Source organism: Bradyrhizobium sp. NC92, assembly GCF_025200865.1.
GTDB lineage: Bacteria > Pseudomonadota > Alphaproteobacteria > Rhizobiales > Xanthobacteraceae > Bradyrhizobium.
Genome location: NZ_CP104171.1, coordinates 2,510,543 through 2,528,819, shown reverse-complemented (window position 1 = coordinate 2,528,819; position 18,277 = coordinate 2,510,543). Strand labels below are relative to the sequence as shown.

19 protein-coding genes are annotated in these 18,277 nt (G+C 65.3%); 7 read left to right on the top strand and 12 right to left on the bottom strand.

The window, feature by feature from the left end; all coding sequences use genetic code 11:
- The first annotated feature begins 111 nt into the window (after positions 1 to 111).
- On the top strand, positions 112 to 999 hold the full coding sequence (locus N2602_RS11845) for a LysR family transcriptional regulator (protein WP_172783927.1): 888 nt from the start codon (positions 112 to 114) through the stop codon (positions 997 to 999).
- A gap of 9 nt (positions 1,000 to 1,008) precedes the next feature.
- Here the strand turns inward: N2602_RS11845 and N2602_RS11840 are convergent, their stop codons facing one another.
- The gene (locus N2602_RS11840) at positions 1,009 to 1,725 is read right to left on the bottom strand and encodes a peroxiredoxin-like family protein (RefSeq protein ID WP_172783926.1); all 717 of its coding nucleotides are present in this window, start codon (positions 1,723 to 1,725) and stop codon (positions 1,009 to 1,011) included.
- A gap of 279 nt (positions 1,726 to 2,004) precedes the next feature.
- Between N2602_RS11840 and N2602_RS11835 the strand changes: the two genes are divergently transcribed.
- Together N2602_RS11835 and N2602_RS11830 are read left to right on the top strand one after the other, a co-directional pair.
- Entirely contained in the window at positions 2,005 to 2,484 is a 480-nt protein-coding gene (locus N2602_RS11835) for a cupin domain-containing protein (RefSeq protein WP_172783925.1), read from the top strand.
- A 155-nt stretch (positions 2,485 to 2,639) separates the two neighbouring features.
- A complete protein-coding gene (locus N2602_RS11830; RefSeq protein ID WP_260382731.1) occupies positions 2,640 to 3,842 on the top strand; it encodes an MFS transporter in 1,203 nt (400 codons plus the stop codon).
- Here the strand turns inward: N2602_RS11830 and ccoS are convergent.
- The 10 genes from ccoS to N2602_RS11780 all read right to left on the bottom strand — a co-directional run bounded on the left by ccoS (position 3,839) and on the right by N2602_RS11780 (position 13,278).
- Positions 3,839 to 4,006, bottom strand: a complete 168-nt coding sequence (ccoS, locus tag N2602_RS11825) for a cbb3-type cytochrome oxidase assembly protein CcoS (RefSeq protein WP_008550618.1) — start codon at positions 4,004 to 4,006, stop codon at positions 3,839 to 3,841. The two genes, N2602_RS11830 and ccoS, sit on opposite strands and share 4 nt — an antisense overlap.
- On the bottom strand, positions 4,006 to 6,195 hold the full coding sequence (locus N2602_RS11820) for a cation-translocating P-type ATPase (protein ID WP_172783923.1): 2,190 nt from the start codon (positions 6,193 to 6,195) through the stop codon (positions 4,006 to 4,008). Before N2602_RS11820 ends, ccoS begins: the two co-directional genes overlap by 1 nt.
- An 11-nt stretch (positions 6,196 to 6,206) precedes the next feature.
- Positions 6,207 to 6,692 (bottom strand): FixH family protein, encoded by a 486-nt coding sequence (locus tag N2602_RS11815; protein ID WP_212254757.1) that lies wholly within the window; start codon positions 6,690 to 6,692, stop codon positions 6,207 to 6,209.
- A gap of 16 nt (positions 6,693 to 6,708) precedes the next feature.
- A complete protein-coding gene (gene ccoG / locus N2602_RS11810) occupies positions 6,709 to 8,175 on the bottom strand; it encodes a cytochrome c oxidase accessory protein CcoG (protein ID WP_260382730.1) in 1,467 nt (488 codons plus the stop codon).
- Positions 8,176 to 8,295: 120 nt separating this feature from the next.
- Positions 8,296 to 9,171, bottom strand: a complete 876-nt coding sequence (gene ccoP / locus N2602_RS11805; protein ID WP_172783920.1) for a cytochrome-c oxidase, cbb3-type subunit III — start codon at positions 9,169 to 9,171, stop codon at positions 8,296 to 8,298.
- A 6-nt stretch (positions 9,172 to 9,177) separates the two neighbouring features.
- Entirely contained in the window at positions 9,178 to 9,342 is a 165-nt protein-coding gene (locus tag N2602_RS11800; RefSeq protein ID WP_172783919.1) for a cbb3-type cytochrome c oxidase subunit 3, read from the bottom strand.
- A 13-nt stretch (positions 9,343 to 9,355) separates the two neighbouring features.
- Positions 9,356 to 10,090 carry a cytochrome-c oxidase, cbb3-type subunit II gene (gene ccoO, locus N2602_RS11795; RefSeq protein WP_172783918.1) on the bottom strand — a complete coding sequence of 245 codons (735 nt, stop codon included), beginning with the start codon at positions 10,088 to 10,090 and terminating at the stop codon, positions 9,356 to 9,358.
- Positions 10,091 to 10,102: 12 nt separating this feature from the next.
- Entirely contained in the window at positions 10,103 to 11,752 is a 1,650-nt protein-coding gene (gene ccoN, locus N2602_RS11790; RefSeq protein ID WP_172783917.1) for a cytochrome-c oxidase, cbb3-type subunit I, read from the bottom strand.
- Between the two features lie 226 nt (positions 11,753 to 11,978).
- Positions 11,979 to 12,404 (bottom strand): HPP family protein, encoded by a 426-nt coding sequence (locus N2602_RS11785; RefSeq protein WP_172783916.1) that lies wholly within the window; start codon positions 12,402 to 12,404, stop codon positions 11,979 to 11,981.
- A 40-nt stretch (positions 12,405 to 12,444) separates the two neighbouring features.
- A complete protein-coding gene (locus N2602_RS11780; protein ID WP_172783915.1) occupies positions 12,445 to 13,278 on the bottom strand; it encodes a universal stress protein in 834 nt (277 codons plus the stop codon).
- Between the two features lie 218 nt (positions 13,279 to 13,496).
- Here N2602_RS11780 and fixL point away from each other — a divergent pair, with 218 nt between their 5' ends.
- From fixL to N2602_RS11760, 4 genes are all read left to right on the top strand, one after another.
- Complete coding sequence (gene fixL, locus N2602_RS11775; RefSeq protein WP_172783914.1) at positions 13,497 to 15,014, top strand: sensor protein FixL; 1,518 nt, start codon at positions 13,497 to 13,499, stop codon at positions 15,012 to 15,014.
- A gap of 3 nt (positions 15,015 to 15,017) precedes the next feature.
- The gene (gene fixJ, locus N2602_RS11770; protein ID WP_172783913.1) at positions 15,018 to 15,635 is read left to right on the top strand and encodes a response regulator FixJ; all 618 of its coding nucleotides are present in this window, start codon (positions 15,018 to 15,020) and stop codon (positions 15,633 to 15,635) included.
- A 43-nt stretch (positions 15,636 to 15,678) separates the two neighbouring features.
- A complete protein-coding gene (locus tag N2602_RS11765; protein WP_172783912.1) occupies positions 15,679 to 16,095 on the top strand; it encodes a response regulator transcription factor in 417 nt (138 codons plus the stop codon).
- Between the two features lie 103 nt (positions 16,096 to 16,198).
- Positions 16,199 to 16,897: a helix-turn-helix domain-containing protein gene (locus N2602_RS11760; protein ID WP_172783911.1), complete on the top strand. Its 699-nt coding sequence runs from the start codon at positions 16,199 to 16,201 to the stop codon at positions 16,895 to 16,897.
- A gap of 43 nt (positions 16,898 to 16,940) precedes the next feature.
- Here N2602_RS11760 and N2602_RS11755 read toward each other — a convergent pair whose 3' ends face one another.
- Positions 16,941 to 18,254 (bottom strand): MFS transporter, encoded by a 1,314-nt coding sequence (locus tag N2602_RS11755; RefSeq protein WP_172783910.1) that lies wholly within the window; start codon positions 18,252 to 18,254, stop codon positions 16,941 to 16,943.
- Positions 18,255 to 18,277 lie beyond the last annotated feature (23 nt).

Sequence of the window (18,277 nt, the reverse complement as noted above, 5' to 3'; positions counted from 1 at the left end):
CGGAAATGCCGGTTGGCTTCCGAGTCCATACGCCCGCGCTATCGCAGGCGGGATGTCATTTCCTGCCCTGATCGGCTAGATTTCCGGTCGATTTCTGCTGGGAGCCGATCCATGGAAATGCACCAGGTCCGCTATTTCCTCGCCGTAGCGCAGCTCTTGAACTTCACGCGCGCGGCCGAAGAGTGCAACGTGACGCAGCCGTCGCTGACGCGCGCGATCAAGCAGCTCGAGGCCGAGCTTGGCGGCGACCTGTTCCGCCGCGAGCGCCCCGCCGCGCAATTGACCGAGCTCGGCCAGCGCATGCATCCGCTTCTGAAGCAGTGCTATGACGCGGCCATCGGCGCGCGCTCGCTCGCCTCCTCGTTCCGGAGCGGAGAGATCGGCGCGCTCCGCATTGCGCTGACGCATTCGATCGACCTCGCTTTGCTGATTCCCCATCTCAACGAGATCAAGCGGCAGTTCAACCGGCTCGAATTCCGCTTCTTGCGCGGCTCGGGCCGGGAGGTCGGCGACTTCCTGAAGAAGGGCGAAGCCGAGCTCGGCATCGCGGCCGAGATCGACGAGGCCTGGGACCGGCTGGACGTCTGGCCGCTGTTCACCGAGAGCTTCGAGCTCGTCGTCGGCGACGGGCACCGCCTGGCCGGCCGCAGCTCGGTCGAGCTGGACGATCTGCGATCGGAGCTGCTGCTGAGCCGAACCTTCTGCGAGCACGCGCGCCGCATCTCCGCGAGCCTGCGCGAGCACGGCATCGACATCGAACAGGGTCATGAGGTCTCGAACGAACGCGACTTGATCGAGCTGGTCGAGGCCGACATGGGCATCGCCATGGTGCCGCACACCTCACCCGTGCCGGAGCGGCTGACCCGCGCCGCAGTCACGGGGCTGGACACCCGCCGCACCGTCAACCTCTATGGGGTCGCCGGCCGGCAACGCACCGCCGTGGGCAACGCCGTGATGCGCATGCTGCGCGGCGCCGACTGGCGCGAGATCGCGGGATAGCGCCGACGCTCAATTCTCCCGGCTCGCGCGCTCCAGCGCTTCGATCAGATCGTCGATCTCCATGCGCTTGCGGAAATCCGGATCGACGAAACGAGCCCTCACGATGCCGTCGCGCCCGACCACGAACACGGCCGGGATCGGCAGCATCCACCCGTCATTGCCGTGAAATTTCGCCATGTCCTGATAGGACAGCAATTGCTGGATCTCGGCGCCGAGCCAGATTGCGAGGTTGAGCGACAGCGCATAGCCGTTGTCGAGATCCGTCAGGATCGGAAACGGCGCGCCGGATTCGGCCTTGAGCTGCCCGGTATATTCCTGCGTCTCCGGCATGATCGCGACGACCTGCGCCCCCATCGCCTTGATGCGGTCCACCGACTGGACCACGGCACGGACATTGAGCCGACAATAGGGACACCAATGACCGCGGAAGAACATCACCGCGAGAGGGCCGCGCGCCTGCAGCGCGGGCAGCGACACGAGACGCCCACCCTCGTCCGGCAGCATGAACGGCGGCATCGGATCGCCCGGCCGCGGTGCGGTCTCGCCACCGCCGTTGCCGTTCAAGCGCGCGACCAGGCGATCGACCGCCTCGCCATAGGCCGGAAAGACCTTGCGGCTGGCATCGGCATAGGCGCGGAGCTGTTCGTTCAGCGTGCCGTCCATGTCGCGGCAGCGCTGGAAGGCGAGCCTGAGCTGCTCGGCGTCGGCTGGCGAGAGAGACGTCATCTTCCTGCTCCGGCTTTCTCTGAGGGCGAATATTAGTTTCCCGGCTCGCCCGCCCGCAAGAGGCGACCGCAATCCAATCGGGCGTGCTGGCATCGGACGCTGGATGCCGCAAAAGCGGAAATGCCGATGCCCAATCGGTTCGATAGCTGCCGCCTATCGGCATAGCGCCGGGCTATCGCATCGAGAGCAAGCCGGCATTTCAAGATGGAGAGGGTCTCGGGCGAAGCTCCTGCCATAGCCCGCGGCCATCAGGGTTGCGGCCAACAGAGGAGACTTTCCATGTCTAGCCATCTCACAATGTCGCGCGTGGTTTGGACCGGCGTTGCCGTTCTCGGCGTACTGACATTTGCGACGCCGGTTTTCGCCGGCGAATGTCCGGCCGGCAAGACCAAGCCGAACGCGCAGCAGATGGTCGACTACAAGCCCGTCGGCGTCACCGACGTGACGCTCGGCGCGATCGATCTCGGCAAGCAGCCCGCCCATATCGAGGGCCGCGAGCTGCGCTTCCGCAAGCTGACCATCGAGCCCGGCGGCATCGTGCCCTGGCACAGCCATGACGACCGCCCCGCCCTGATCTTCGTGCAGCAGGGCGAGATCGTCGAATACGCCTCCAACTGCGTCGACCCGATCGTGCACAAGGCCGGCGACATCCGCCCCGAAGTCTACGGCACCTCGCATTGGTGGAAGAATCTCGGCAAGGAGACCGTCATTCTCTACGTCGGCGACGTCCGCAAGGATCCCAACGACCATCACATGTGATGAGCGCCAAGTGTGCCGTCGTTCCGGGGCGCGACGTGAACTCTGGTGCGCCCTTGCGCACCTGAGAACCTTGAGATTCCGGGTCTGGTGCTCCGGGCCGCTTCGCGGTCCCGTCCGCACCAACCCGGAATGACGGATTAACGGAGAGCCCTGTCATGACCGATCTTTCCGCGTCGATGAAGCCGACCGCGATGACGGCGGATGCGCATTCCCCTGGCTTCGCGTTTCGCTCGCTCGTGATCGGCCTCACCGCCTTCCTGACGGTCGTCGATCTCTTCGCGACGCAGGCGATCCTGCCCTCGCTGACGCGGCACTACGACGTCACGCCCGCGGCAATGGGCTTTGCCGTCAACGCCAGCACCTTCGGCATGGCCACAGCAAGTCTCGTGGTGGGCTTCTTCAGCCCGCATATCGACCGGCGAACCGGCATCCTGCTGAGCCTGGCCCTGCTTGCGATCCCCACCAGCCTGCTGGCTGTCGCGCCCAATCTTGCCGTCTTCACCACCTTGCGGGTCGCGCAGGGCCTGTGCATGGCGTCGGCCTTCGCGCTCACCCTCGCCTATCTCGGCGAGCAATGCAGCGCCATGGACGCCGGCGGCGCGTTTGCCGCCTACATCACCGGCAATGTCGCCAGCAATTTCGTCGGCCGGCTGATCTCGGCCGCATTGGCCGATGGCCTCGGCCTCGCCTGGAACTTCTATTTCTTCGCGGCGCTCAATCTTGCCGGCGCGGCGCTGGTCTATCTCACCGTCAACCGCGTTCGGCCGATGCATGCGATGATGCCGGCGGCTTCGCCGCTTGCCGCCACCATCGCGCATTGGCGCAATCCGCAGCTGCGCGCCGCTTTCGGCATCGGCTTCTGCATCCTGTTCGCCTTCATCGGCACCTTCACCTACGTCAATTTCGTGCTGGTGCGGCCGCCGCTGTCGCTCGGCATGATGGATCTCGGCCTCGTCTATTTCGTCTTCCTGCCGTCGGTCGTCACGACGCTTCTGGCCGGCAAGGTAGCCGCGCGGCTGGGAACGCGGCCCACGATCTGGAGTGCGCTCGCCGTCGCTGGGCTCGGCTTGCCCTTGATGCTGGCGCCGCATCTCGGCGAGGTGCTCGCCGGCATGGTCCTGGTCGGCGTCGGCACATTCTTCGCGCAGGCCGCCGCGACGGGTTTCGTCGGACAGGCCGCAGCCGACAACCGCGGCATCGCCAGCGGCGCTTATCTCGCGTGCTATTTCTGCGGCGGGCTGGTCGGTACGGCCGTGCTCGGCCGGCTGTTCGACAGCTTCGGCTGGCAGACGTGCGTCTGGGGCGTCGGGGCCGCCCTCGCGCTGGCGGCCTTGCTCACTTTCGCCCTGAAACGCTAGCGTTTCGCCGGCGCTTCCTGCGGCGGCTCGTCGTCGGCAATCGCACGCCAGGCGGCGCCGTCAAGATCGTCGTACTGGCCGCTCCTGAGCGACCACAGGAAAGCGACGAGGCCGGCACCTCCGAGCATCAAGGCCAGCGGGACCAGGATGACCAGGATCTCCATCACACGAACTCCCGCGAGGCGCTGCGGGCGCGCAGCGAGTTCAGCATCACCAGGATCGACGATCCGCTCATGGCCGCGGCCGCGATCAGGGGCGTCACGACGCCGCTGATCGCAACCGGCACCGCGAGCACATTGTAACCGATCGCAAGCCAGAGGTTCTGCCGCATCAGGTGCAGCGCCTTGCGCGAAGCGTCGATGGCGGCGACGACGGGGGCCAGCGGCCGGCCGAGGAAGACGAGATCGGCGGTGGCCTGGCTGAGATGCGCGGCCGAGATCGGGGACATCGAGACATGGGCCGCCGCGAGCGAGGGCGCATCGTTCATGCCGTCGCCGACCATCAGCACCTTCATGCCCCGCCGCTTCAATTCTTCGATGCGCGCGATCTTGTCGGCCGGCGTGACGCCGGCACGCCACTCGGAAATGCCGAGTGCATGCGCCGCCGCCTTCACCGCGGGCTCGCGGTCGCCGGACAAGATCTCGATGCCGATGTTGCGCTCCTTCAGCGCTGCGATCACGGCCTGCGCATCGGGGCGCAGGCCCTGGCGAACCGAGAGGATGAACTTCTTGCTGCCCTTGCTGAACGCCACGATGGAGGCCTCGGGATCAAGCGCGGCGACGCCGACCAGCGCCTCGGCGCCGCAGAAGGAGGGGCGACCAAGGCGAAGCGCGACGCCGTCGACGGTTGCGCGGACGCCCTGCCCGGCCTCCTCCACAGCGCCGACGATCGGAGACTTCGCACTGGCAGCCTGCGCAACCGCAGCCGCCACCGGATGATGGCTCGAGAGCGCGAGCCGGCCGGCGAGCTCGAAAATATCGGCGGGGATATCGGCCGCGTTCATGACTTCGAGCTCGGGCAGCGTCAGCGTGCCGGTCTTGTCGAAGATCACATGATCGGCTTCGGCCAGTCGCTCGATCGCATCGCCCGCATTGAGCAGCACACCTGCCCTAAACATCGCCCCCGAGGCCACCGTCTGCACGGTCGGGATCGCGAGCCCGAGCGCGCAGGGACATGTGATGATCAGCACGGCAACGCCGGTCACGATCGCATCATGCCAGGAGGCACCCCCGATGACCCAGCCGAGGATGGTCAAAAGCGCGGTCGCATGCACCACGGGCGCGTAGAGCCGCGAGGCTCGATCGGCGAGGCGCATGTAGCGCGAGCGCGCCTGGAGCGCGTTGTCGAGCAGCCGCGTGATCTCGGCGAGCAGCGTCGCCTCGGAGGCGGCCGAGACCCGCACCCGCAAGCTGCCGGAGATGTTCATCGATCCCGCATAGACCGGCGTGCCCTGCTCGGCCGTGACATAGAGTGTCTCGCCGGTGATCAGGCTCTGGTCGATCTCCGAACGCCCTTCGATCACGGTGCCGTCGACCGCGCAGCGCTCGCCGGGCCGGAGCAGCACGATGTCGCCGGGATGGATCGCCGCGACCGGCACCTGCGAGATCTCGCTGGGCCCGACGAACTTCGCCGCCGTCTCCGCCTTCAGCGCCGCGAGATTGCCGGCGACCGCGCGGGTCCGCCGTCGCATGTTCTGGTCGAGGAAGCGGCCGACCAGCAGGAAGGTCAACAGCATGATCGCCGCATCGAAATAGGCATGCTCGGCGTGATGGATCGTCTCGACCACGGACATGCCGAGCGCCAGGATCACGCCGATCGAGATCGGCACGTCCATGTTGGTGGTCCTCGCCGACAGCGCGCGCCAAGCCGAGCGGAAGAACGGCTGGCCGGCATAGGCCGCCGCCGGCAGCGCGATCAGCGCCGACAGCCAGTGGAAGAAGTCGCGCTGCTCCGGCAGCATGTCCGAGACGTTGCCCGACCACACCGGGATCGACAGCATCATCACGTTCATGGTGGCAAAGGCCGCAACCCCGAGGCAGCGCAGCAGGAAGCGGGATTCGGCGACCTCGGTGACCTCGGCGCTCTCGGTCTCGAACGGATAGGCCTTGTAGCCGAGCTCTTCGAGCCGATCGATGAAGCGGTCGGGCTCGAGCGTGCCCGCCTTCCATTCCAGCGCGACGCGGCGGTCGGTGAGGTTGACGCGCGCCAGCGTAACGTCGGGGATGGCCGAGAGCCCGCGTTCGATCTTGGCCATGCAGCCGGCGCAGTGAACGCCCTCGACGGCGAGATCGATGTGCCGGAGGCCCTCGCCCGCGTCGCGGACATAGTGAGAGAAATCGCGCGTGACCTGCATGACCCAATCCTTCAGTTCAGGATCACGCGGTTGCGCGACATGAACACGCGCGTCCCCCGCGCCTCGCCCTCGATCACCAGGTCCCATTGGCCCGGCGCGACCGACGCCGCATTGCCGCGATAGAGACCACTGCCGGCTTCGCTGAGCTCGACCGCAAGGTCGGCGCGCTTGTCGGTCGGCCGCTCCAGCCGGCCGCCGAACTTCAGCCCGGAGATCGGCTGGCCGCCGGCATCGCGGGCTTCGACCTGGACCGAAGCGCCGCCGTCGTTGCGGCGCTCGATATGGGCGTTGACCTTCCATTTGCGCGCGGCCTGGTCCTGCGCCGCCGAGATCTCGTGCTCATAGGTCAGGCCCGCGGCGTAGGGGCTGTCGACGTCGGTGCCGGGCAGCGTCGCGATCGCGAGCTTCATCATCGTCACGTTGACGCCGATCACGAGGCCGAAGAAAGCGACCAGCATCAGGAAGACTTTGGTTCCGGTCAGCGGCTTGGAAGCCATGGCAGTCTCCTGATTCTCAAGGCGAGACGAAATTGTCGGTGGCGGAAGCGACAACGCCGAGCCCGATGTCCGTGACGTGGAAGTGGACCGGAATCGACTTCTCCGGATTGTTGTCGGCCGGCGCGGTGACGAGGAGCCGCAGCTCGCTCGTGGCATCGCGCGGGATCACGATCATCGGCCGGTCCGGCGTCACCGAATCGACGCCGACGACGTGAACGGTCGAGTTCACCGGCCCATTGGCGTCGATCGCGATGAGGCGGTCATAGCCGCTCTTGTTCAGGAGCCGCACCGTATAGGCGTTGCGGATCGAGCCGTCGCTGAGCTTGACCGCGACCGGGTTGCGGTCGTGCAGCACGTTGACGTCGAGCAGGCTGCGGGTCGCCAGCGTATAGATCATGATGCCGCCGACCGCCGCGATGATCGCGCTGTAGACGACGGTGCGGGCGCGGACGATCCGGTAGATCGGCGCCTTGCCCTCCTGGCGCCGGTGGATGTTGATGTCGTTGTCGTAGCCAATCAGCCGCTTCGGCCGGCCGATCTTGGTCATCACGTTGTCGCAGGCATCGATGCAGAGCCCGCACTGGATGCATTCCATCTGCGGTCCGTTGCGGATGTCGATGCCAGTCGGGCAGACCGCCACGCACTGGTAGCAGTCGACGCAATCGCCGACCTGCTGCCCGAGCGCGCGCAGCTCGGCGGCCTTCTTCACCGAAGTGCGCTTCTCGCCACGGTCATAGCGATAGGTGACGTTGAGCGCCCATTCGTCGGTGAGCGCGGCCTGGATACGCGGCCAGGGGCACATATAGGTGCAGACCTGCTCGCGCATGTAGCCGGCGAGGATGTAGGTCGTCGCGGTGAGGATGCCGATCCAGATATAGGCGATCATCGGCGCCTGGAAGGTGACGAGCTCCTTCACCAGGGTCGGCGCGTCGTTGAAGTAGAGCACCCAGGCGCCGCCGGTCCACCAGGCGATCAAGAGCCAGATCGAATGCTTGAGCACGATTTCGGAGATGCGCTCGAGCTTCATCGGATCGCTCGAGGCATCCTTCTTCATGCGCTCGCGCCGGTCGCCCTCGATCAGGCGCTCGACCGCATAGAACAGGTCGGTCCACACCGTCTGCGGACAGAGATAGCCGCACCAGATCCGGCCGCCGATGGAGTTCATCAGGAACAGCGCCACCGCGGCGACGATCAACAGGCCGGTGAAGTAATAGACCTCCTGCGGCCACAGCTCGATGAAGAAGAAATAGAAGCGGCTGTTGGGAAGATCGATCAGCACCGCCTGGCTCGGCGCGCCGAGACCGCGATTCCAGCGCACGAAGGGCAGGAAATAGTAGACACCGAGGCAGAACGCCATCAGGCCCCATTTAATCCGGCGGAATGTGCCGGAGACGCTCTGGGGATAGACCTTCTTGCGGGCTGCGTAGAGTGGCCCGTAGTCATCGTCCGTTGTGAGGTCTTTCGGGTTCACGGTCTTGTTCATCGCCAAAACTTTTCAAGAGGTGCGATTAAACCTAGACCCGACACCGCCGCATCAGTTGATCCAGCTCAAACGGGGGCGCTTTTCTTCGCCCCCGCCGGAAGTCGTCGGTCGCGGAACGGCCTATTTACCGCCGCCCAACGAGTGGACGTAGACCGCCATCGCCTTGATGGTGGCGGGATCGAGCCGGCCTTCCCAGGCCGGCATCACGCCGGCGCGCCCCTGGCTGATGGTCTCGATCAGGCTCGCCTCGTCGGAGCCGTAGAGCCAGATCTTGTCGGTCAGATCAGGTGCGCCCATCTCCTGGTTGCCCTTGGCGGCGTCGCCGTGGCAGGCGGCGCAATTCTCCGCGAAGATCTTCTGGCCCTTGGCGGCGTCATAGCCGTTGCGGGTGGACAGGCCCGAGAGCGACCGCACGTAATTGGCGACCGTGACGATCTCGTCGCCCTTCAGCACGCCGTCCTTGCCGAAGGCGAGCATCTGGCCCTCATGGGTCTTGGTGTGGCCGGAACGCGCGCCGAACTGGATGGTCTGCATGATCTGGTCGAGCGTGCCGCCCCACAGCCAGTCGTCGTCGTTGAGGTTCGGGTAACCCTTGGCGCCGGCACCGCCGGAACCGTGGCACGGCGCGCAATTGTCGCCGAACACGGTCTTGCCCTTGGCGCGGGCGAGCGCCAGCAGAGCCGGGTCCTTCTCGATATCGACGAGCGAGGCCGTGCCCAGCGCCGCCATCTTGTCACCCCGGATCTTCTCGAGGTTGGCGAGCTCGACGGCGACGTCGGCGCGCGAGGAGTAGCCGAACAGGCCGGTGGTGTTGCTTTGGATCAGCGGCCAGGCCGGATAGACGATCCAATAGCCGATCGCCCAGACGATGGTGAGGTAGAAGCAGATCACCCACCACCGCGGCAGCGGCGTGTTGAGCTCCTTGATGCCGTCCCACTCGTGCCCGGTCGTGGACTTGCCCGAGACGGAATCGATGTCGCTAGAATGATCGGTCATGATGTCTCACTCCTCCCGCAAGGGCAGGTGCGCTGCCTTGTCGAACGCAGCCTTGTTACGGGGCCAAAAAGCGTAGGCGATGATCGCGAGAAAGATCGCGACGAACGCCGGGGTCCAGATCGTCGTCACGAGATCGGACGCAAGATTATGGACGGTCAGGATGGCTTTCATCGTTCATGCCTTCTCAGCGAAGATTGGCTTTCTCGTTGTAGATCTTGAAGTCGACCAGCGTGCCGAGCATCTGCAGGTACGCGACGAGCGCGTCCATCTCGGTCGGCGTGCCGGTCTTGCCGTCGAAATTGCGTACAACGGCCTTGGCGTAGCGCTTGGTGAAGGCGTCGGTGCCGGCATTGTCCGGATCTGCTTGGGCCTTCAGGTCGGCTGCGGCATTGGCGACCTGTTCGTCACTATAGGGGACCCCGACGGTCTTGAGCGCGCGCATGTCGCCGGCGATCGCATCCGGGTCGACCTCGGCCTTGCTCAGGAACGGATAGCCGGGCATCACCGACTGAGGCACGATCGCGCGCGGGTTGGTCAGATGGGTGACGTGCCATTCGTCGGAATACTTGGCGCCGACGCGGGCGAGATCCGGACCGGTGCGCTTGGAGCCCCACTGGAACGGGTGGTCGTACATGCTCTCCGCGGCGAGCGAGAAGTGACCGTAGCGCTCGACCTCGTCGCGCAAGGGCCGGACCATCTGCGAGTGGCAGAGATAGCAGCCCTCGCGGACGTAGACGTTACGTCCGGCGAGCTCGAGCGGCGTGTAGGGCCTGACCCCGTCGACCTTCTCGATCGTGCTCTTGAGGTAGAACAGCGGGGTGATCTCGACGAGACCACCGACCGCAATCACCAGCAGGATGCCGACGATCAGGATGATCGAGTTCTTTTCGAAGATTTGGTGGCGTGTCCAGAACGACATTGCTTGAGCTCCTCATTCCGCCGGCTGAAGAGCGACGGGCATCTGGACTTCCTGTTCGCCGACGCGAACCGTCATCCAGAGATTGTAGGCCATGATCAGCGAGCCGATTAGGAACAGGCCGCCGCCTGCGGCGCGGATGATGTAGAAGGGATGCATCGCCTCGACGGTCTCGATGAAGGAATATTCGAGGAAGCCGAGCGAGGTGTAGGCGCGCCACATCAGGCCCTGCAGGATGCCGGACACCCACATCGCCGAGATGTAGAGAACGATGCCGAGGGTGGCGATCCAGAAGTGCCAGTTGACGAGCTTGAGGCTGTAGAGACCCTTGCGATTCCAGGCCCACGGCACCAGGCAGTAGAGCGCGCCAAAGGAGACGAAGCCGACCCAGCCGAGCGCGCCGGAATGCACGTGGCCGATGGTCCAGTCGGTGTAGTGGCTGAGCGAGTTGACCACCTTGATCGACATCATCGGGCCTTCGAAGGTCGACATGCCGTAGAAGGCGACGGAGACGACGAGCATGCGCAGCACGGGATCGGTACGCAGCTTGTCCCAGGCGCCCGACAGCGTCATCAGGCCGTTGATCATGCCGCCCCAGGAGGGCATCCACAGCATGATCGAGAAGGTCATGCCGAGCGTCTGCGTCCAGTCAGGCAGCGCCGTGTAGTGCAGATGGTGCGGGCCGGCCCAGATATAGAGGAAGATCAGTGCCCAGAAGTGGATGATCGACAGCCGATAGGAATAGATCGGCCGTTCGGCGCGCTTCGGGATGAAGTAGTACATGATGGCCAGGAAGCCGGCGGTCAGGAAGAAGCCGACCGCGTTGTGCCCGTACCACCATTGGAACATGGCGTCCTGAATGCCGCCCCAGGCGATGTAGGACTTGGAGCCGAACACGGAGACGGGCAGCGCGGGATTGTTGCCGAGATGCAGCACCGCGATCGTCACGATGAAAGCGAGATAGAACCAGTTCGCGACGAAGATGTGCGGTTCCTTGCGCTTGATGACGGTGACGAGGAAGACCAGCAGATAAACCACCCAGACGATGGTCAGCCACAGGTCGGCGTACCATTCCGGCTCGGCATATTCCTTCGACTGGGTGACGCCGAGCAGATAGCCGGTGCCAGCGATCAGAATGAAGAAGTTGTAGCCCACCACCACGAACCACGGCGCGAGGTCGCCGGCGAGGCGCGCACGGCACGACTTCTGCACCACGTAGAAGGAGGTCGCGATCAGCACGTTGCCGCCGAAGGCAAAGATCACGGCGGAGGTGTGCAGCGGCCGCAGGCGGCCGAAGCTGGTCCACGGCAGATCGAAGTTCAGCGCGGGCCAGGCCAGCTGCGAGGCGATGATGAGACCGACGAGAAATCCGGCAATGCCCCAGAACATCGCCATGAAGGCGGAGAACTTGATCGGCCCCATGTTGTAGTTGGGTCGGCCGTTGATTTCCTGCGGCGGCAAAGCCGCCGGCCGTTCGAAGTAGCGGTTGACGATGAAGAACACCGCAGCCACGCTCGCCGCCGCGCTGAGCGCGGCGTGGAATGCGAAGGGCGCATCGAGCGCCTTGGCCGAGGCGATCACGCAGAGGAAAGCGGTGACTGCGAATACGACAGCCAAGCCGCTTTCACCGATGGTCATGGATTTTGAGATGGAGGGCTGGCTCATGCGGATTCTCTCTGAAAGAACACGCTGCCAGAAACCACATCCACCCTCGCGGGGAATTGATTGAAATCAAGATGGATGGATTTCTGTTAATGTGAGCCGATGTGCCGCCAGCTGAGTGCCTTTTCGCCCCGCGCGTAGCGCCATCGCGCGCGAGGGCTTGGTTCTGTAGGCACGCTTGGAGACACCTCCGTGAAATCACGGAGGTTGGAACCGAGGGATCCAGACGTCACTCCCGCGCCGTCGCCTTGAGCGCCGCGATGACGTCCTCGCGCGCGATGATGCCGACCAGCTTCTCTATGCCATCGAGCACGATGATGCTCCTGATGCGGTGCTCGACCATGATCTGGAGCACGCGTGTCAGCCGCGTGTCGGGGCTCACATAGATGAACTCGGGCGTCATGACGTCGCCGATCTTGCGGCTCATCAGGTCGTCGTAGCGCGGCAACATCTGGCTCGGCGTGAAGGCGAAGCACTTCAGGATGTCGAACTTGGTGACGATGCCGACCACCTGCCCGTCGTCTTCGACAGGGTAGGAATTGAAATCGTCGGTCTCGAACATCTCGCTGAGCTGGAACAAGTCGAGGCCGCGCTGCACCGTCTTGACGTTGCGCGTCATGTAGCCGTCGACGGTCTGTTCAAGAAATTGATACACGGCGCGTCCTCCTCGATTCCTCAATTGGCCGGCCGGATGGTCAGTGCGACAGCAGCACGCTGCGGGCGGTTTGCGTCACCAGATATTGGGTGACGCCTCCGAGGATCAGTTCGCGAAATCTCGAATGACCATAGGCGCCCGCGACGATCAGGCCCGCGCCGATGTCACCGGCGACTTTCTCCAACCGCGCAGCAGCGGTTTCGTTTCCTGCGGCCTCCAGGACCCGCGCCGTCGCGGTGACGCCGTGACGGCCGAGCCAGGCGGCAACGTCGCTGATCCCGGCCATCACGGCCGAACGGTCGTCGCCCCGCTCTGGGATTTCGACGATGGTGACGTCCTTCGCCTTGTGCAGCATCGGCAGCGCGCCCGCCACCGCCCGCCGCGCTTCCGGCGTGTCCTTCCACGCCACCAGCACGTTGCGCAGATCGAGCCAGTTGGCCCTGTCGGGAACGACGAGCAGCGGGCGACCGGCCTGCATCACCAGGTCCTTGGGGCTCGCCAGCGAGAAAGCGTCGGAGAAGGCCGGGCTCTGCCCACCGCTGACGACGATGTCGGCGCAACGCGCCTGCGCCGCGACGAAGCGCGCCGGATAGTCCATGGCGCTGCGCCACTCCGCATGCCCGCCGCGATTTTTCACGGCCGCGCGGAATTGCGCTTCGAGGCCGGCGAGCCGCCGCCTGATCGAAGCTTCGCCGTCGTCGATCAGCGCTTGCGCCTCGGCGCCGTCGGTGAAATAGAGCGGCGGGGCGAACTGCGCTGCTGCGACCCCGATGATGGCCGCCTCGAATCGTTCGGCGAGTTCGCCTGCGACCTGAAGACGCGCTTCGTTGGGCTGATCGAGCGCCAGGCTGACCATGACGGTCGCGTATGTCATCGGATATCTCCAGCATTACAGAATTTTTTCGAATCCTAGACCTGCTGCCGCGCAACAGGCTGAGATAGATCAAATCCGACGCTGCTGGTGGCTCGCTCTCCGTGTGATGGGAATCCGCCAGTGAATTCAACGTCCGCGCTTGCCTACGGGCATGGCTTGGGCGACATTCCAGAAGCGGTAAAGGCATCCTGCCGGCCCGCCGAGAATAGGAGCAGAGCTTGGCGCCGACCCGCGTGACCCATCCGGCAGACGATGGTCGGGGCGAGCATTTCCGGGTCCGCATCGAGGGATTCGGCGTCGGCACCTGGGACCTCGACCTGCAGACCCGCGAACTCGAATGGTCGGACATGGCCAGGCGGCTGTTTGGCCTGCAGCCGGACCAGGCCGTCAGCTACGATCTCTTTCTTTCGCTCTTGCAGCCCGCCGATCGGGACCATCTCCTGAAAGCGATCGGGCGCGCCTCGGAAGGCGGCGGGGGTCTCGACCTGTCCTTCAAGATCGGCGGCGCGTCCGGTAACGGCCAATGGATCCGGGCCAGGGCCGGCGTGATCCGGGACGATGCGGGCACGCCGCGTCACCTCAGCGGGATATTCCTCGACATCAACGAGGAGAAGCAGCTCGAGGAGGCGCTGCGCTCCCAGGAGAATCATCTTCGCTCGATTCTCGAAACGGTGCCCGACGCCATGATCGTCATCGATTCACGCGGCATCATGCAGCTCTTCAGCAGCGCCGCGGAGCGGCTGTTCGGCTACAGCAGGCAGGAAGCCATCGGGCGGAACGTAAGCATTCTCATGCCGGAGCCCGATCAGTCGCGTCACGACAGCTATCTCGCGCGCTATCTCAGGACCAATGATCCGCACATCATCGGCATCGGCCGGATCGTGACGGGCAAACGCCGCGACGGCACGACGTTCCCGATGCACCTGTCCGTCGGGAAGACGCAACGCGCGGGCGAGCCCTATTTCACCGGCTTCGTGCGCGACCTCACCGAACACCAGCAGACCCAGGCGCGGCTCCAGGAGCTGCAATCCGAGCTCGTGCACGTGTCGCGGTTGACCGCGATGGGCGAGATGGCTTCCGCGCTCGCCCACGAGCTCAACCAGCCGCTGGCGGCGATCAGCAATTACATGAAGGGATCGCGGCGCCTCCTCGCCGGCAGCACCGATCCCAACATGCCGAAGGTCGAAAGCGCGCTGGACCGCGCCGCGGAGCAGGCCTTGCGCGCCGGCCAGATCATCCGCCGCCTGCGCGACTTCGTCTCCCGCGGAGAATCGGAGAAGCGGGTCGAAAGCCTGTCCAAGCTGATCGAGGAAGCCGGCGCGCTCGGGCTCGCCGGCGCGCGCGAGCAGAACGTGCAGCTCCGCTTCAGCCTCGATCCCGACGCCGACCTCGTTCTCGCCGACCGGGTGCAGATTCAGCAGGTGCTGGTCAACCTGTTCCGCAACGCGCTCGAGGCCATGGCGCAGTCGCAGCGGCGCGAGCTCGTCGTCGCCAACACCCGCGTCGCCGACGGCATGATCGAGGTGGAAGTCTCCGACACCGGCATCGGCTTCCGGGAAGACATCATTCCAAACCTGTTCCAGACCTTCTTCACCACCAAAGACACCGGCATGGGCGTGGGACTCTCGATCAGCCGCTCGATCATCGAGGCCCATGGCGGCCGCATGTGGGCCGAGAGCAACGCAGCGGGCGGAGCGACATTCCGCTTCACCCTGCCGGCAACCGACGAGAGCTGATTCATGACGACCAAGGGACATGTCTATGTCATCGACGACGACGCGGCGATGCGGGACTCGCTGAACTTCCTGCTGGATTCCGCCGGCTTCGCCGTCACCCTGTTCGACGACGCGCTCGCCTTTCTCGAAGCCCTGCCCGGCCTCGATTTCGGCTGCATCGTCTCCGACGTGCGCATGCCCGGCCTCGACGGCATCGAGCTCTTGAAGCGGATGAAGGCGCAGCAAAGCCCGTTCCCGATCGTGATCATGACCGGTCATGGCGACGTGCCGCTGGCGGTCGAGGCGATGAAGCTCGGGGCCGTCGACTTCCTGGAAAAGCCGTTCGATGACGACCGTCTCACCGCCATGATCGAATCGGCGATCCGCCAGGCCGAGCCCGCCGCCAAGAACGAGGCCGTCGCGCAGGACATCGCTGCCCGCGTCGCGTCCTTGAGCCCGCGCGAGCGCCAGGTCATGGAGGGGCTGGTCGCGGGCCTCTCCAACAAGCTGATCGCCCGCGAATACGACATCAGCCCGCGGACGATCGAGGTCTACCGGGCCAACGTCATGACCAAGATGCAGGCGAGCAGCCTTTCGGAACTGGTTCGCCTGGCGATGCGCGCCGGCATGCTCAAGGATTGAGGCAGGTCAAGGCGGCTTCACGGCGCCGTGCTAGCCAGAGAGCATGGTTGAGGTCAGCCCATATCGTGCGCGGCCGTCGTCCTCCCCACAGCCCACCGTCTTTGTGGTCGACGATGATGCCGCAGTCCTGGGATCCCTGCGGTTTCTGCTGGAGACCGACGGCTTCGCCGTGCGAACCTTCAGGAGCGGCACGGCGCTGCTCAATCTCGGCGCCGCGCCAGGGCCGGACTGCTACGTCATCGACTACAAGATGCCCGACATCAACGGCATCGACCTGACCGGCCGGCTGCGCAAATCCGACCGCGATGCGCCGGTGATCCTGATCACCGGCTATCCCGACGAGAACATCTCGGCCCGGGCTGCGACGGCGGGCATCAAGGACGTGGTTTTGAAGCCGCTTCTCGATGAAAACCTCGTCAAATGCATCCGCCACGCGATCAAGGACCGCCCCCACGCCTGACCTACGGGATTCTACGTAAGGCACCCCCCTTAAGATATCTCGCGAAATTTTCGAAGCACCCGATACCGCGTAGGAAAGCGTCATCACAACGGAGATGGCGCAGATGCTGACCCAGACGCTCAACACCCAGGCGATCAACACCCAAGTGGGTGGCAAGATTGCTCCTGCCCACCCCGTTACCGACCAGTTCGGCGCCATCGCCGGCCATGTCGGCCTGGTCGCCACCGAGTTCTCCTACGGCAAGGACGAGGAGATCTATGGCGAGGACGAGGCGGCCGAATATGTCTACCAGGTCGTCACCGGCGCGGTGCGCAGCTACAAGCTTCTCTCCGACGGCCGCCGCCAGATCGGCGCCTTCCATCTTCCCGGCGACGTGTTCGGCCTCGAATCCGGTCCCACCCACCGCCTCGCCGCAGAAGCCATCATCGACACCACCGTGCGCCTCGTGAAGCGCGCGAGCCTCGAAAAGGCCGCCGGCACCGACGTCCAGGTCGCCCGCAAGCTCTGGGCCATGACCGCCGGCGAGCTTCGCCATGCCGAGGACCACATGCTGCTGCTGGGCCGCAAGACCGCCATGGAGCGCGTTGCGACCTTCCTGCTCGAAATGGATCGCCGCCTCGCCGTTGCCGGCATGATGGCGCTGCCGATGTGCCGCCGCGACATCGGCGACTATCTCGGCCTCACCCTGGAGACCGTGTCGCGCGCGCTGTCGCAGCTTCACGCTCAGGGCATCCTCGGTTTCTCCGGCGCCCGCCAGATCGTGCTGCGCAACCGCCAGCGCCTGCACAATCTCGACGCGTGATCCTTGATCTACCTCCCCAACCACTTTGGCCGGCTGAACTCGTTCAGCCGGCCATTTCTTTCGCGGCGACCAGACCCGTGCGCCGCGTCTCCGGCATCGCAAAGAGGATCAGCAGCAGTCCCGCTGCAGCGACGCCGGACAGCCCGATGAACGCGGTGGCATTGCCGAACTTGTCGCTGACGTAGCCGCCAAGCACCGTGCTCAGCGACGCGCCGATGCCCATCGCGGTGCCGACGATCCCCTGCGCCAGATTGAAATGTCCGCTGCCGAACGCGACGTCGGCGACGATCAGCGGGATCATCACCGCGAATACCGCGGCGGTAATGCCGTCGAACACCTGCACCAGCACCAACAGATACGGATCGCGCACGGTCGCAAACAACAGGCCGCGGATCGCCAGTGCGCCGAATCCGATCAGCAGCAGGGGCCGGCGGCCCCACGCTTGCGCCTTGCGCCCGACCGTCGGCGACACCAGCGCCACGATCGCTTGCGGAACGACGATGCAAAAGGCGACGAGAACAGTCGCCCATTGGCTCGACCGCGCCGTCACCGCGCTCGCCATCAGCGGCATCATCGCGGCATTCGCCAGCTGCAGCAGCAGCACGCTGAGCGCGAATACGATCAGCGGGCGCTGCCGGACCAGGTGCCAGATATTGGGGTCGCCGCGATCGGCGGCTTCAGGCGGCATCTCGCCGTGACAGCGCCTGATGTCGACTTCGTTCTCGCGGATGCGCGACAGCGCGATCAGGGTCGGGATCGCGAGCAGGAAGGTGACCAGGAACACCGAGCGGCTCGACAGCAGATAGCCCGCGGTGCCCATCACCGCCGCGGCGACGCCGTTGCCGAGTGAGGCGAAGCGCGCGTTGCGGCCGAGCCGCTCGCCGATCGCGAGCGGGCCGACGAGGCCGAGACTGATCGCCGCGATCGCGGGCCCGAGCACGCAGCTCGCCATCGCATGCAGCGTGGCCGCGGTGACCACGACGGGGAAGATCGGCATCGCCGCATAGGCCAGCGCGCAGGCGCCGATGGCCGCGATCGCGAGGGCGGCGACGAGGCGTTCCGATTTCGCGGCATCGATGATCGCGCCGCCCGGCATCTGCCCGATCAGGGCGACGATGCCGCCGATGGAGAGCACGAGCCCGATCTCGACCTGGGTCCATTTCTGCGTCGTCAGGTAGACCGCGATGAAGGGGCCGAATCCGGTCTGCACGTCGGCGAGGAAGAAGATGAACCAGTCGAGGCCGCGCAGGCTCTGGCGCGACGGCGCCGGAATGCCCGCAGCCGCCTGCACCGCGACGTTGTCCTGCTCGACGCCGCCGCCGCGATCTGCATGGTTCGGCTTCCTCGACAACAGCACGGGCGGTCAGCCCTCCCTGCACC

Excerpts from the sequence above, each read along its gene's own strand:
- N2602_RS11760 (WP_172783911.1), top strand. The coding sequence starts at position 16,199 with ATGCTGACCCAGACGCTCAACACCCAGGCGATCAACACCCAAGTGGGT.
- N2602_RS11800 (WP_172783919.1), bottom strand. The coding sequence starts at position 9,342 with ATGAAAGCCATCCTGACCGTCCATAATCTTGCGTCCGATCTCGTGACG.
- N2602_RS11840 (WP_172783926.1), bottom strand. The coding sequence starts at position 1,725 with ATGACGTCTCTCTCGCCAGCCGACGCCGAGCAGCTCAGGCTCGCCTTC.
- N2602_RS11815 (WP_212254757.1), bottom strand. The coding sequence starts at position 6,692 with ATGGCTTCCAAGCCGCTGACCGGAACCAAAGTCTTCCTGATGCTGGTC.
- ccoP (WP_172783920.1), bottom strand. The coding sequence starts at position 9,171 with ATGACCGATCATTCTAGCGACATCGATTCCGTCTCGGGCAAGTCCACG.
- ccoG (WP_260382730.1), bottom strand. The coding sequence starts at position 8,175 with ATGAACAAGACCGTGAACCCGAAAGACCTCACAACGGACGATGACTAC.
- N2602_RS11765 (WP_172783912.1), top strand. The coding sequence starts at position 15,679 with ATGGTTGAGGTCAGCCCATATCGTGCGCGGCCGTCGTCCTCCCCACAG.
- N2602_RS11845 (WP_172783927.1), top strand. The coding sequence starts at position 112 with ATGGAAATGCACCAGGTCCGCTATTTCCTCGCCGTAGCGCAGCTCTTG.
- N2602_RS11780 (WP_172783915.1), bottom strand. The coding sequence starts at position 13,278 with ATGACATACGCGACCGTCATGGTCAGCCTGGCGCTCGATCAGCCCAAC.
- ccoS (WP_008550618.1), bottom strand. The coding sequence starts at position 4,006 with ATGGAGATCCTGGTCATCCTGGTCCCGCTGGCCTTGATGCTCGGAGGT.
- N2602_RS11830 (WP_260382731.1), top strand. The coding sequence starts at position 2,640 with ATGACCGATCTTTCCGCGTCGATGAAGCCGACCGCGATGACGGCGGAT.
- ccoO (WP_172783918.1), bottom strand. The coding sequence starts at position 10,090 with ATGTCGTTCTGGACACGCCACCAAATCTTCGAAAAGAACTCGATCATC.
- fixJ (WP_172783913.1), top strand. The coding sequence starts at position 15,018 with ATGACGACCAAGGGACATGTCTATGTCATCGACGACGACGCGGCGATG.
- ccoN (WP_172783917.1), bottom strand. The coding sequence starts at position 11,752 with ATGAGCCAGCCCTCCATCTCAAAATCCATGACCATCGGTGAAAGCGGC.
- N2602_RS11820 (WP_172783923.1), bottom strand. The coding sequence starts at position 6,195 with ATGCAGGTCACGCGCGATTTCTCTCACTATGTCCGCGACGCGGGCGAG.
- N2602_RS11835 (WP_172783925.1), top strand. The coding sequence starts at position 2,005 with ATGTCTAGCCATCTCACAATGTCGCGCGTGGTTTGGACCGGCGTTGCC.